Annotated in this window: 12 protein-coding genes; 6 read left to right on the forward strand and 6 right to left on the reverse strand. The window is 73.9% G+C overall.

The genetic code is table 11. From position 1 onward, the window contains the following. Positions 1-115 precede the first annotated feature (115 nt). Entirely contained in the window at positions 116-430 is a 315-nt protein-coding gene (locus tag AC3A5R_RS14955; RefSeq protein ID WP_487621559.1) for an LCP family protein, read from the reverse strand. A 213-nt stretch (positions 431-643) separates the two neighbouring features. Between AC3A5R_RS14955 and rfbA the strand changes: the two genes are divergently transcribed. The 3 genes from rfbA to AC3A5R_RS14970 all read left to right on the forward strand — a co-directional run bounded on the left by rfbA (position 644) and on the right by AC3A5R_RS14970 (position 2,883). Next, positions 644-1,522 (forward strand): glucose-1-phosphate thymidylyltransferase RfbA, encoded by an 879-nt coding sequence (rfbA, locus tag AC3A5R_RS14960; protein ID WP_487621560.1) that lies wholly within the window; start codon positions 644-646, stop codon positions 1,520-1,522. Positions 1,523-1,606: 84 nt separating this feature from the next. Then, entirely contained in the window at positions 1,607-2,215 is a 609-nt protein-coding gene (locus AC3A5R_RS14965) for a dTDP-4-dehydrorhamnose 3,5-epimerase family protein (RefSeq protein ID WP_487621561.1), read from the forward strand. After that, positions 2,212-2,883, forward strand: a complete 672-nt coding sequence (locus AC3A5R_RS14970; protein ID WP_487621562.1) for an arsenate reductase/protein-tyrosine-phosphatase family protein — start codon at positions 2,212-2,214, stop codon at positions 2,881-2,883. The genes AC3A5R_RS14965 and AC3A5R_RS14970 overlap by 4 nt, the downstream gene beginning before the upstream one ends. Positions 2,884-2,961: 78 nt before the next feature. On the opposite strand, the gene AC3A5R_RS14975 is transcribed toward AC3A5R_RS14970, so the two are convergent. After that, positions 2,962-4,083 carry an LCP family protein gene (locus AC3A5R_RS14975; RefSeq protein ID WP_487621563.1) on the reverse strand — a complete coding sequence of 374 codons (1,122 nt, stop codon included), beginning with the start codon at positions 4,081-4,083 and terminating at the stop codon, positions 2,962-2,964. A gap of 78 nt (positions 4,084-4,161) precedes the next feature. Here AC3A5R_RS14975 and AC3A5R_RS14980 point away from each other — a divergent pair, with 78 nt between their 5' ends. Beyond that, on the forward strand, positions 4,162-4,752 hold the full coding sequence (locus AC3A5R_RS14980) for a hypothetical protein (protein WP_487621564.1): 591 nt from the start codon (positions 4,162-4,164) through the stop codon (positions 4,750-4,752). Between the two features lie 33 nt (positions 4,753-4,785). On the opposite strand, the gene AC3A5R_RS14985 is transcribed toward AC3A5R_RS14980, so the two are convergent. After that, positions 4,786-5,967: a glycosyltransferase gene (locus tag AC3A5R_RS14985; protein WP_487621565.1), complete on the reverse strand. Its 1,182-nt coding sequence runs from the start codon at positions 5,965-5,967 to the stop codon at positions 4,786-4,788. Between the two features lie 156 nt (positions 5,968-6,123). Then, complete coding sequence (locus AC3A5R_RS14990) at positions 6,124-7,401, reverse strand: glycosyltransferase family 4 protein (RefSeq protein WP_487621566.1); 1,278 nt, start codon at positions 7,399-7,401, stop codon at positions 6,124-6,126. A gap of 80 nt (positions 7,402-7,481) precedes the next feature. Here AC3A5R_RS14990 and AC3A5R_RS14995 point away from each other — a divergent pair, with 80 nt between their 5' ends. After that, entirely contained in the window at positions 7,482-9,116 is a 1,635-nt protein-coding gene (locus AC3A5R_RS14995; RefSeq protein ID WP_487621567.1) for a lipopolysaccharide biosynthesis protein, read from the forward strand. A 243-nt stretch (positions 9,117-9,359) separates the two neighbouring features. Here the strand turns inward: AC3A5R_RS14995 and AC3A5R_RS15000 are convergent, their stop codons facing one another. Next, the gene (locus AC3A5R_RS15000; RefSeq protein ID WP_487621568.1) at positions 9,360-10,547 is read right to left on the reverse strand and encodes a glycosyltransferase family 4 protein; all 1,188 of its coding nucleotides are present in this window, start codon (positions 10,545-10,547) and stop codon (positions 9,360-9,362) included. 158 nt (positions 10,548-10,705) lie between these two features. Here AC3A5R_RS15000 and AC3A5R_RS15005 point away from each other — a divergent pair, with 158 nt between their 5' ends. Further along, positions 10,706-11,767, forward strand: coding sequence for a glycosyltransferase family 4 protein (locus AC3A5R_RS15005; protein ID WP_487621569.1), 1,062 nt, complete (start codon positions 10,706-10,708; stop codon positions 11,765-11,767). Here the strand turns inward: AC3A5R_RS15005 and AC3A5R_RS15010 are convergent. Beyond that, on the reverse strand, positions 11,753-12,412 hold the full coding sequence (locus tag AC3A5R_RS15010) for a phosphatase PAP2 family protein (protein ID WP_487621570.1): 660 nt from the start codon (positions 12,410-12,412) through the stop codon (positions 11,753-11,755). The two genes, AC3A5R_RS15005 and AC3A5R_RS15010, sit on opposite strands and share 15 nt — an antisense overlap. Between the last annotated feature and the right edge of the window lie 78 nt (positions 12,413-12,490).

Below are 12,490 nucleotides of genomic sequence, written 5' to 3' on the forward strand. Positions count from 1 at the left end.
CGTCGTGAGCATGAGTCCCTTGAGAACGCCAACTGCCGCTGACAGCGAGAGATGTCGCCCTCCGAGACCTGCTTGCGCTCGCGGACGAACGCGAGTGCCATGGCGCCGTCCAGGGTCATGGTGCCGCTGGTGAGAAGACGTCAGGCTTGGTGTTGCTGACCTCTGCGACGTGGAGGTCGACGTCGCCAACGGCGTCGGTCATGCTCTTGAAGCCCTCAAATCCGAGCATCGCCATGTAGTCGACCCGGATGCCAACGAAATCCTGCATGCCGCTGACCAGCAGGGGAGCGCCGCCGAACGCGTAGGCCGGGTTGAGCTTGTTCTTGCCCTTGACGGGGATCGAGACGTAGAGGTCGCGGGGGAAGTTGATCAGCGTCACGTTGCGGTGGTCGTCTGCCATGTGCACGAGGAGCCGCACAAGGGCGGCCACGAGGACCTCCTCGTTTCGGCGCCGCACCGGACGCGCGCGGGGAGGTCGGCAGACTCGTCGGCGACCTCCCCGTCGAAGGGATGGGGTCGTTCTCGTGCGCGTCATGCCGTCGCGTCATCAGCTCCGCGCGGTGGGGTGTAGGCGGGAATGTCCGTGTCCGAATGCGTGCGGGACCGCGGCTCGGCCGGGCGGACTCACCTACGCTGGCTGACCATGAAGGGGATCGTGCTCGCCGGCGGTACCGGCACCCGGCTGCACCCGATCACGCGCGGCATCAGCAAGCAGCTGATGCCCGTCTACGACAAGCCGATGGTCTACTACCCGCTGTCGACGCTGATGATGGCCGGCATCCGCGAGGTGCTCGTCATCACCACGCCGTGGGACGCCGACCAGTTCAGCCGGCTCCTCGGCGACGGCTCCCGGTGGGGCATGTCGATCAGCTACACGGTGCAGCCGAGCCCCGACGGCCTGGCCCAGGCCTTCCTCCTCGGCGCCGACTTCATCGGCGATGACAGCGTCGCCCTCGTGCTCGGCGACAACATCTTCTTCGGCCCCGGCCTCGGCACCCGCCTCGCCCAGCACACGACGCTCACGGGCGGCCACGTCTTCGCCTACCGCGTCGCCGACCCCACGGCCTACGGCGTCGTCGAGTTCGACGACACCGGGCGCGTCGTGTCCATCGAGGAGAAGCCGGAGCGGCCCCGCAGCAGCTTCGCCGTGCCCGGCCTCTACTTCTACGACAACGACGTCGTCGAGATCGCCAAGGGCCTGACGCCCAGCGCCCGCGGCGAGCTCGAGATCACCGCCGTCAACGACACCTACCTGCGACGGGGCACCCTGTCGGTGAGCGTCCTGCCGCGGGGCACGGCCTGGTTCGACACCGGCACCTTCGAGGGCCTCATCGAGGCCAGCCAGTTCGTCCACGTCGTCGAGGCGCGGCAGGGGCAGAAGATCGGCTGCGTCGAGGAGATCGCCTGGCGCAACGGCTGGCTCGACGACGACGGCCTGCGGGCGCATGCCGAGGAGCAGCTCAAGAGCGGTTACGGTCGCTACCTGCACGGGCTGCTCGACGAGGGCAAGGACTCGCCGTAGCGGCCGCCCGGCGCCCCACTGACGCCCTTTGACGACGCTTGGCTCGCCCCTGACGCCACGACCTCACGACCCGGAGGACCCCTCATGGACATCCGACCGCTGCGCATCGCCGGCGCGTTCGAGGTGACACCTCGCCAGTTCCCCGACGACAGAGGGCTGTTCGCCGAGGGCTTCCGCGTCGACCACCTGGCCGGGGCCATCGGGCACGAGATGGCGGTGCGCCAGACGAACATCTCGGTGTCGCGGGCCGGTGCCCTGCGCGGCATCCACTTCGCCGACGTGCCGCCCTCGCAGGCCAAGTACGTCACCGCCACGAGCGGCGTCTTCGTCGACTACGTCGTCGACCTGCGCGTCGGGTCGCCGACCTTCGGAGAGTGGGACTCCGTGCTGCTCGACACCGTCGACCGACGCGCCGTCTACGTCGCCGAGGGGCTCGGGCACGCGCTGGCCTGCGTCGAGGACGGCACGGCGGTCTACCTGTGCTCCGAGGTGTTCAACCCGGCCACCGAGGGCGGCATCAACCCGCTCGACCCGCGTGTCGGCCTGCACCTTCCGGCCGGTTTAGAGCCGATCGTCTCGGCCAAGGACGCCGCTGCCCCCACCCTCGACGAGGCCGCCGCCGCCGGCCTCCTGCCGACGTGGGACGCGTACCTGGCCTTCTCGCGCGAGCTCGCCGACCAGGCGGCCCGGTGAGCTCGCCGGAGTCGCCGGAGTCGGCGGGGCCGCTGGAACCGGCGGGTTCGCCCGACGCCGGTGGCTCGGTCCCGGCCGGTCGCGTGCTCATCGTGTGCACCGGCAACGTGTGCCGCTCGCCGTACATCGAGCGCCGCCTCGCCCAGCTGCTCGGCGACACCGGCATCGTCGTGTCGAGCGCCGGCACCCGGGCCATGGTCGGCGCCCCGATCGAGCCCGGCTCGGTGGAGCTGCTCGAGCGGGCCGGGGCCGACGCCGGCCGGTTCGCCTCGCGGCAGCTGACGCCGGCGATCCTCGCCGAGGCCGACCTCGTCGTCGCGGCCACCCAGAAGCACCGCTCCGATGCCGTGGCGCTCAACCCGCGCGTCCTGCGCCGCACCTTCACCCTCGGCGAGCTCGCCGACCTGCTCGCCGAGACCGACCTGTCCGCCGTGGCCGCGGAAGCTCTGGCCGATGCGTCCGCCGGCTCGCCGGCCACGACGCCGTGGGTGACGCGCGTCGCCGAGGCCGCGCGCGACCGCCGGGGCTTCGTGCGGGCCCGCCCGGCCGAGGAGTCCGACATCCCCGACCCGTACGGGCGTGGGGCAGAGGCCTACGCCCTCATGGGCGCCGCCATCGAGGACGTGCTGCGGGTCGTCGCCGCGGCGCTGCGCCCGCCCACCCGCTGAGACCCCGCCTGTCGCCGCCGGCCAGCAGCGTGAGCAAGCGGCCCAGCCCGTGAGTCGGGCTCTCAGCCCTGGTAGGCGTCAGTCCTGGTAGGCGTTGAGCTCGTCGTTACGGATGGCCTCGCCGAGGTCCTTCATCTTGACCTCGTCGACGATGTCGATCGACGCGCCGGCCGGGCTAGTGCCGAACCCGGTGAACGGGGCCGTGATGAAGCGGATGTCGCCGCCGCGGATGTCGCGCAGCGCCAGGGCCTCCGAGCGCATCGTGCCGACGTCGAGGTGCTGGTCGACGGTGAGGTTCTTCGTCGCGGCGTCGGCGAACTGGCCGAGCTTGACCGGGTTGAGCAGGACGTCCTTGTTCAGCGTCTTGAGCATGAGCGCCTTGATGAACGCCAGCTGCCGGCGGCCACGCGAGATGTCGCCCTCGGACAGCTGCTTGCGCTCGCGCACGAACGCCAGGGCCATGTCGCCATTCATGTGCATGGTGCCGACCTTGAAGTCGTAGCCGTCGTCCTTGCTCGGCTCCTCGACGTTGACGTCGACCCCGCCCACCGCGTCGGTCATGCTCTTGAACTGCTCGAAGCCGAGCATTGCCACGTGGTCGACGCGGACGCCGAGGAGGTCCTGCATCGTGCGCACGAGCAGCGGCGCGCCGCCGAACGCGTACGCGGCGTTGAGCTTGTTCTTGCCCCGGCCGGGGATCGAGACGTAGAGGTCGCGCGGGAAGTGGATGAGCGTGACGCGCGAGTGGTCGGCCGGGATGTGCACGAGCACCATGACGTCGGACCGCGCGCCGACGCGGTCGGGCCCGGCGTCGTTGCCGATGATGAGGTAGTTGGTGCCGTTGCCGGCCGGCTGCGTCACGACGCTGCCGTCGGGCAGCGTGGGCAGCGCGCCCGGCCCCGACGCGTCGGGCAGCAGCAGCTCCTGCTTGACGTTGTCGGTCACCAGGTGGTTGAGCCAGGCGAGGTAGCCCCCGACGGCGAGGACCGGCACGAGCAGCAACACGAGCGCGGCGACGAGCACCTTGCGGTTGCGACGCTTCTCGCGCCGGCCGCTGCCGTCCTCAGGGCCGCTGCGGCCGCGTCCCTCGCCCTCGGACCCACCGGATCCGGACGAGCCCGAATCCCCGTCGGCGAGCGCGTCTCCGTCGACGCGGTCGCGGTCGAACAGGTCGTCGGCGGTCCCGCGCGTCGTCTCCACGCGGCCAGTGTAGGTGGCGGGTTGCACCCGTTCGGGCACATTCGGGAGCCTGCCCCAGCGCTGCCTACACTGGCGGCCATGTCCGGAGCAGGAACCCGCCGACGGTCCGACGTCACCGTCGTCCTTTTCGGCGTCCTCGCCTTCGCCGTGTACGTGTGGGTGCTCGTCCAGGCGACCCCGTTCGTCGTCACCGTCTTCGGCTTCGCCTCCGACTACCGCCCGAAGCTCTACGCCGCCTACCTCGCCGTCCTGACCGGCCTGCCCGGGCTGCTCTGGACACTGCCCCGAGCCCTGCGGCCCCCGCCCCCGCACGTGCCGCCGTCACGGGTGGCGGCGACGCGGCGCGAGGCGGTCGCCTCTGGGCCGCGCCACGGGCGCACCGACCTGCTCGGCATCGCGCTCATCCTGCTCGCCCAGGTGCCGCTGCCGGCGCCGTGGGGCCCGGCCGGCAAGGCGGCGACCGTCGCCAACATCACCCGCTCGCCCGAGATCGTCCAGCTGAGCGCGTCGTTCGCGACGTACTCGCTCGCCGTGTTCGCGGCCGGCCTGGTCGCGGCGGTCATCGCCAAGGTCTACGCCCACGCCGCGGCCCAGCGGGTCCTCGCGATCATCCTCGCCGTGGGCGCGCCGGTCGTCGCCTGGGTCCTGGTGCTGCGGGCCTTCACCTGAGTCGGCGGGCGAGCGGGTCGGTCGGCGCTCGCCTCACCCGTCGCCGTCGAGCAGGTCGTCCACCTCGTCGCGCATGCGGGCGTGGAACCGAGCCTCGGAGAACTGCCACGCGTGGGCCCGCACCGCGTCGGCGTTCCACCGGCGCACGCCTGCCTCGCCGATCGCGTCCCGGATGGCATCCGGCGTCGGGGTGGAGAAGAAGACGCCGTTGACGGACTCGTCGATGGTGTCGAGGTAGCCGCCACCGTGCAGGGCCAGGGTCGGCACCCCGAACGCCGCCGCCTCGAGCGGCGTCAGGCCGAAGTCCTCGAAGCTGGGCGCGATCAGCCGCGTCGCGTGCCCGTAGGTCCAGCGCAGCTGCGCGTCGGTCAGGCCGCTGACGAGGCGCACGTTCTCCGGCGCGTCGGCGCGCAGCCGTGCCTCCATCGGACCGGCACCGACGATCACCAGACGCTCGGGCAGGCCCCGGACGGCCTCGACGGCGACGTCGACGTTCTTGTACGGCATGAGCCGGGAGACGACGAGCAGGAAGCCGTCCTCCCACCCGTCGAGCTCGGGCACCGACTCCTGTGGTCCCGTGGGGTCGATCCCGTAGGGCGGAGCCACGACGTCGGCCTCGAGCCCGTAGGCCGCACGGACCTGGTCGCGCACGAGCGTGGAGTTGACGAGGTAGCGGTCGGCGGTCGCGGCGGCGGCCCGGTCCCACCGCTTCAGCCGGTCGCTGAGCGCGGAGATGGCCCGACCGCGCAGCGATCGCCCGGACGTCTGCCCGAGGTAGGCCTCCGGCTGGTAGAGCCAGCGGGCCGGTGCGTGGCAGTACACGAGCTTGCGTCCCGTGGCCGGGACGCCGTGCGCCCAGCCAGAGCTCGAGGCGATGACGACGTCGGCGTCGATCGGTAGGCGCGAGACCGCCCACGGCAGGATCGGCAGCGCCACGCGGTGGTCCCGGCGCAGCATCGGCAGCCGGTCGATCGGGGAGAGCACGACGTGCGCGTCGCGGAACTCGGGATACGTGGCCCGAGCGTTGTAGAGCGTCGTGTGGATCGTCGCCTCCGGGAAGGCGCGGAGCAGGGCGAGGACCACGCGTTCCGCGCCGCCGCGCTGCGTCAGGTAGTCGTGCGCGATGGCGACGCGTGGCCGGCGGGTGAGGGGCCAGGACGGCGCGACGAGCCGCCGGCCGGGAGCGGTCGGGAAGGTCGGCCGTTCGGTCACCATGCCGTCACCGTCCGAGGAGGCGTGGACCTGGTCATCGGCGGCTCCGGATCGGCGGGAGGTGCGCAGGCGTGCACACCGCGAGGGCTGGCACGGCCTCACAAACGCCCCGGTCCAGGTCATCTCAGGCTAACGAGACGGACACCCCCATGTAGGCATTTAGCGTGAAGAGGCGTGCTCCCACACCTGCGTGAGGGCCGCGGCCGTCGTGGACGCGAGGAACCGGTGGGTCACGTCGGCGTGGGCGCGGGCCGCCCGGGCCAGGGCCCTCTCGGGGTCGTCGAGGACGTCGAGGATCGCAGCGGCGAGGGCGTCGGGATCACCGGGTGGCACGAGCAGCCCGGTGGCTGCGGCAGGAGTGGACGACGCGGAGGCGGCGGAGGGTCCGCCCGCGTCGGGGCATCCGCCCGCGTCAGTGAATCCGCCCGCGTCAGTGAATCCGCCCGCGTCAGTGCATCCGCCCGCGTCGGTGCGCACGATCTCGCCCACGCCGCCACCGCGGGTCGCCACGACGGGCACACCGGCCGCCATCGCCTCGGTGACGACCTGGCCGAACGGCTCGGGAACCGTGGCAGCGTGCACGGCCACGGTGGCGCGGTCCAGCTCCTCGCGCGGGTCGGTCGTGAAGCCGACGAGCTCGACGCAGCCCTCGAGGCCGAGCGCCCGCACCTCGTCGCGGACGGCCACCGCGTACGCGTCGGCCCCGAAGGCGGCGTCGCCGACGATGCGGACGCGTGTGCCCGGGTGGGCGTCGACGACGCGTCGGGTCGCGCGGACGAGGACGAGCTGACCCTTGGTCGGGCCGATGCGTCCGACCATGACGACGACGGGTGGGCCGTCCGGCTGACGCGTGCGCGGCGCAGGCACCACCTGCTCGGGGGCGAGCCCGGGGTGCACGACGGTGAGCCGCCGGGCGCCGGGCAGGGTCGCGGCCGTGGCCTCGGAGTTGGCGACGACGGTGTGCGGGACGCGTCGGGCCAGGGCCTGCAGGAGCCGCGCGGTGCGCGCGGGCAGGTAGTCGGCGGCGAGCCGGTCGTGCACGTGCCAGACGAGCGGCCGCCGGGCCAGGGGCGCGGCGACGACGCCGGCGAGGTCGGCCTTGAGGGAGGTGGTGTGCACGATGTCGACGTCGAGCCGCCGCAGGGTCGCGACGAGCCGCCGCAGGAACGAGGCGCTCGCGCCGATCCGACGGGGACGCAGGAGCGTTGCCGCGCCGGAGCCGCGGTCCACGGCGATGACGTCTCCGGCCAGGGGCACGACGACGACCTCGTGGCCGAGCGCGCGCACCCGGTCGGCGAGCGTCCCGTCGGCAAAGAGCACGACGACCGGGGTGACGCGCTGCGGGTCCAGCCGTTCGAGGACGCGCACGAGCGCGAGCTCGGCACCACCCGGCTCGGCGGTGTGGTCGAGCACGGCGACACGCACGGGTCCTGGCACGGTGCGAGGCTACGACGCGAGACGGGCCGAAACGGGCGGATCGGGCCGTAACCGGCCGACCTGCTGACATACTGCCGCTCATGCCGGCCTCCGCGCCCGGTGACGAGACCGGTCCCGACGACAGGGCGCTCGTGCCCGATGCCGCAGCGGCCCGTGACGTCGGTGACGACCCGACGGCGATGAGCGCCGGTCACCTCCAGGAGCGTGCCGTGCGGGGCGCCGCCTGGACGGTCGTGCACACCTTCGTCGCCATTCCCATCGCGTTCCTCGTCAACCTCGTCGTGGCACGCGTCCTCGGTGCCGCGGACTACGGCCGGCTCGCGCTGCTGACGGCGATCATGGAGTTCGTCTCGGGGCTGCTGACGACCGGGTTCGCGACGGCCGTCATCCAGTACGGCGCCAAGGCGCACGCCGCCGGGCGCACGGCCGACGTCGCGCGGCTGCTGTCGCAGTGGCAGGGCTTCCGGCTCGCCGTCGCGATGCCGGTGCTGCTCGTCGTCGTGTTCGTCACGGCCGACGTGCCGCCCTGGGCGATGGGGATGGCGCTGCTCTTCGGCGTCGTGCTGCCCTCCGCGCTCGACGGCGGCGCGACGAGCCTCGGCATCGAGAACAAGACGGCCGACGGGGCGAAGATCGCGCTCGTGACGACGCTCCTGACGCAGGTGGCGGTCGTCGTCGTGGCGCTCGTCGTGCGGACCCCGGACGCCGTGTGGGCCACGCGTCTGGTCGTCACCGGCCTGGCGGTCGGGCTGTGCCTGCTGCGCGTCTCGCCGCGGTACCGCACCGCGGTGCTGCGGCCCGCGCTGCCGCGGGGGATGCCGGCCGGCTTCTGGCGCTTCGCGGTGCCGATGGGTCTCGCCGGTGTGGTCGGCGGCCTCGTGTCCTCGCGCAGCGAGGTGTTCGTCCTCAGCTGGCTCGCGACGCCCGAGGCCCTCGGGATCTACGCGCTGTCCTTCGGCCTGGCCGTGCACACCTTCGCCCCGGCCCAGGCCATCGTCGGCCCGCTCATCCCGGCGATCTCGGGGCTGCGTGAGGTCGACGAGTCGGCGGTGGCGCCGGCGTTCCGGCGCGTGGTGCGCAGCGGTGCGTCGGTCGTCGCGCTCGTCGACGCAGCGGCGGTGGCCCCGTTGGCCCTGCTCGTCCCGGTCCTCTACGGCCATCAGTTCGCCGATGCCTCGCCCGTGGTCCTCGCGCTCGCCGTAACCTCGGGCATCGCGACGGCAGGAGGCCCGATCTTCGCCTTCGTCACTGCTCGGCTGTCCGGCCACCCGATCCTCGTGGCCTACGTCGTGGCGCTCGTCGTCGACATCGGGCTGGCCGTGGCGCTCATCCCCTCGCTCGGGGTGTGGGGAGCCGTCATCGCCAATGCCGGCGGCGCCCTGACGAGCTTGGGCATCCTTGCTGTGCGCGAGCTGCGGGCCCTGGGCCTGCCGGTGCGGGTCGTGGTGCGCGACGCCGTTCCGCTCCTCGTCGGGTCGGTGTCGGCGGTCGGCGCCTACCTCGCTGGCGCGGCGATGGACGGCCCCGTGCTGCTCCGGGCGGTCGCCGCGGGGGTGATCGGCACCGTGGGCTGCGTCAGCGTGCTGCGCCTCCTCGGAGCCGGCCTCACGGTCGAGGACCGCGGCGCCGTCGACCGTGTCCTGCCCGACCGCGTCCGGCGTCCGGCGTCCCGGGTGCTCGACCTCCTGCTCGGCGGAGCGCCCCGGACACGCTGACCGGCTCTGCCGTGGCCAGAGCTTCCGTCCGCGCCCTCGCGTACTGCTCCCGTGGTGGGAGCAGGTGGTGAGGGCGTGGGGGTGGGTGTGGCGGCGAGGTGGCCTGCCCTGGCTCCCTCGCGTACTGCTCCCGTGGTGGGAGCAGGTGGTGAGGGCGTGGGGGTGGGTGTGGCGGCGAGGTGGCCTGCCTTGGCTCCCTCGCGTACTGCTCCCGTGGTGGGAGCAGCTGGTGAGGGATCACCGTCAGGTGGTGGCGCGGCTGGGCTCGCGCAGGATCTCGGCGTGGATCCGGGAGTACACGGCGGCGACGTCGGACCAGTCGTAGCCGCGGACGCGCTCCAGGCCGGCAGTGGCGAGGCGGTGCGCTCGGGAGGGGTCCTCCAGCAGGGCACCGATCGCCTCGGCGAGGGCGCGCTCGTCGGTCGGGTCGACCAGGAGGCCGTCGGCGCCGTCGGTGACGAACGTGGCCGGACCGCCGAGGCTCGTCGCGACGAGTGGGGCGCCGGCCCGCCACGCCTCGAGCGCGACGATCCCGAACGCCTCGACCCGGCTCGGCACGACGACGACGGACGCCCGGCGCAGCCACGCGTCGACGCCGGCCTCGCCGAGGGCGCCGGTGAGCTCGAGCCGGTCGCCGATCCCGAGCGCGGACGCGCGCTCCCGCAACTGCTCCGCCTGCGAACCGCTGCCGACGATGACGAGCCGGGCGGCGGTGGCTCGCCGCTCCGCGTGCACCTGCGCCATGGCGTCGACGAGCAGGTCGAACCCTTTGTTGTGCTCGAGTCGCCCGACCCCCAGGACGACCGCGGGCTCCCCGGCGTCGGGGGCCGGCGGGCCGGCCGGGCCGAGCGGGTGCGCCGCCAGGTCGACGCCGTTCGGCACGACGACCCCTCCGCTGAGGCCGAACCGCGTCCGCAGGTCGGCCAGCACCGACTCCGAGCAGCCGGTGGTCGCTGCCGCGTCAGCGACAGCGCGGGTCAGCGCCCGGCGCAACAGCGCCGACCCGCCGAACGCGTCGTGGTCATCGGCCATGGTCTCTCCGTGACTCGAGACGACGAGCGGGGTGCCGGTGCGACGGGACAGGGCCAGCGCCCAGGCCCCGTTCGGCCCGAAGCACTGGACGTGCAGGACGTCGGGGGCGAACTCGCGGTGGGCGGCACGCCAGCGACGCCACGCGCCGGGCGCGGCGGTCGCGAACCCGGCGAGGGAGGCGGCGTTGCGCGCCGGCATCGGCGTCGGCAGGTGGCGCACCAGGACGTCGTCGAGGACGCGCTCGCCGAGGTGTTCGCCCCGGTCGACCGTCCACACCTCGACGTCGGTGCCGCTCCGGCGCAGCGCCTGCGCCACGTGGCGCACGTGCGACTCGACGCCGCCGACGTACGGGTCGTAGGACGACGCGACGAGGGCGACGCGGGGCCGGCCACCGGTCACGCCGCCTCCTGCTGCCTCGGGCTGGTGTCGGGCTGGGTGTCGAGCTGGGTGTCCAAACGGCCCGGGTCCCAGCCCGGGCGGCGGCTCTCACCCTACGATGCGGGCACGGCCCGACAGCGCCGTTCCGCACCGACCCGCTGACCGCCGGAGGAGGACGCGTGCCCCGCCTCACCATCGCCACGACGGCCACTGCCGTGCCCATGGGCGCGCAGGCCTACGAGGGCCACGTCGCCTCCCGCGCGGGAGCCGCGCTCGACGTGCTGTCGGGTCCGGGGGAGACGTGGGAGGTGCGGCGCAGCATCGCACGCTCGCTCCGGTCGCCGCTCCCGGGCACGGTCCGGCTCCCGATGGGCTGGCTCTCGCAGGCGCCCGCGACGCCCCGTGCGGCCGTCGGCAGGCTCGTGCACCGAGGCGCGGGCCTCGTGCACCGGATGAGTCTCGAGCTGCCGCCGGCGCCGATCGAGGTCGTGACGTTGCACGACGTCGTCGCCTGGCGCTTCGCCGACGAGTCGGCACCGGTCCGGGCCGCGGCCGAGGAGCTGCGTCGGGCGGCCGCCGTCGTCTGCGTCTCCGAGTACACGGCCTCCGAGGCGGTCGAGGTGCTCGGCATCCGCGACCCGCACGTCGTGCCCAACGGGGTCGACGCCGCCTTCTTCGGCGCGCAGCCCCTGCCGCCCCGGCGCCTCGAGTCCCTCGGCGTCACGGGTCCGTTCGTCCTCACCGCGGGGGGCGCCTCGGAGCGCAAGAACCTCGCCGCCCTCGCCGACGCCTGGCCGGTCGTCCACCGCACGCGGCCCGAGCTGACGCTCGTCCTCGCAGGACCACCGCACCCGCGCCGGACACAGCTGTTCGCCGAGCTGCCCGGCGTCGTCCTGCCCGGACGCCTGCCGGCCGAGGACGTGCCCGGCCTCTACGCCGCCGCCGAGGTCGTCGTCGTTCCGTCGCTCGTCGAGGGTTTCGGGCTGCCCGCGCTCGAGGCCATGGCGGCCGGCGTGCCGGTCGTGGCCTCGAACCGTTCCTCGCTGCCCGAGGTCGTCGGCGACGCGGGGCTGCTCGTCGAGCCCACCGGTCCGGGCCTGGCCGACGGCGTCCTCGACGCCCTGTCCGCGGGCACCGACCGGGCCGCCCTCGTCGCTCGCGGCCTCGCACGTGCACGACGGTTCACGTGGGAGGCCAGCGCCCTCGGGCACGCCCGCGTCTGGCGGTCAGTCGGCCTCTGAGCCGGCTGCAGAACGGGCCGCGGACCGGGGCTGCGAGGGGGCCCGGGTCTCGACGCGCACGTTCGACGCGTCGCCGCCGAGCAGCGCGACCGACAGCGCCGTCGCGGACGCCACGAGCAGCGCGCTGCCGAGGACGTCGACGGGCCGGTGCGCGTACCAGCTGACGTTGCCCACGCCGACGACGACCGCCAGGACCGTCCCGACGCCCAGCCCGAGGCGTCCGAGAGGGCGCGGCCACAGGACGCCGAGCGCGACGACGAGCGCGAACCCGACCGTCGCGTGGTCGGACGGGTAGCCCGCGCCGGGAAGGTTCAGCAGCGTGGGCGCGTCGATCGTCCTCGTGGTGACCGCCGACGTCACGACGACGAGCACCGCGACGCCAACCCGCCGCCACCCGCGTCGGACGACGGCGACCAGCGCCAGCGCCACGTCGACGGGGGCGAGCGCCACGAGCAGCAGGGGCCGGGCGAGCGCGTCGAGGCCGCGCCGCAGGGGCGCGGGCAGCCCGTCGAGCACGACCCGGGACAACCAGCGGTCGACGGCATCACCGGGGGAGGTGCGCAGGACCAGCAGCGCGACGAGGACGAAACCGAGTGCCGAGGCGACCCCGCACAGCAGCCAGACGACTCGGGCGCGACGCGACACGGGACCCCCTCTCGGCCACCGGGCCCGACCGGCCCCTGCGGCTGATCGCCGCGACCCCGGTCCGTGGCCGCGGGCGGG

This window comes from Intrasporangium sp. Soil_C_50 (genome assembly GCF_057656595.1).

Coding starts and splice junctions, on each gene's coding strand:
- AC3A5R_RS14965 (WP_487621561.1), top strand. CDS start 1,607: ATGGACATCCGACCGCTGCGCATCGCCGGCGCGTTCGAGGTGACACCT.
- rfbA (WP_487621560.1), top strand. CDS start 644: ATGAAGGGGATCGTGCTCGCCGGCGGTACCGGCACCCGGCTGCACCCG.
- AC3A5R_RS14985 (WP_487621565.1), bottom strand. CDS start 5,967: ATGGTGACCGAACGGCCGACCTTCCCGACCGCTCCCGGCCGGCGGCTC.
- AC3A5R_RS14995 (WP_487621567.1), top strand. CDS start 7,482: ATGCCGGCCTCCGCGCCCGGTGACGAGACCGGTCCCGACGACAGGGCG.
- AC3A5R_RS14980 (WP_487621564.1), top strand. CDS start 4,162: ATGTCCGGAGCAGGAACCCGCCGACGGTCCGACGTCACCGTCGTCCTT.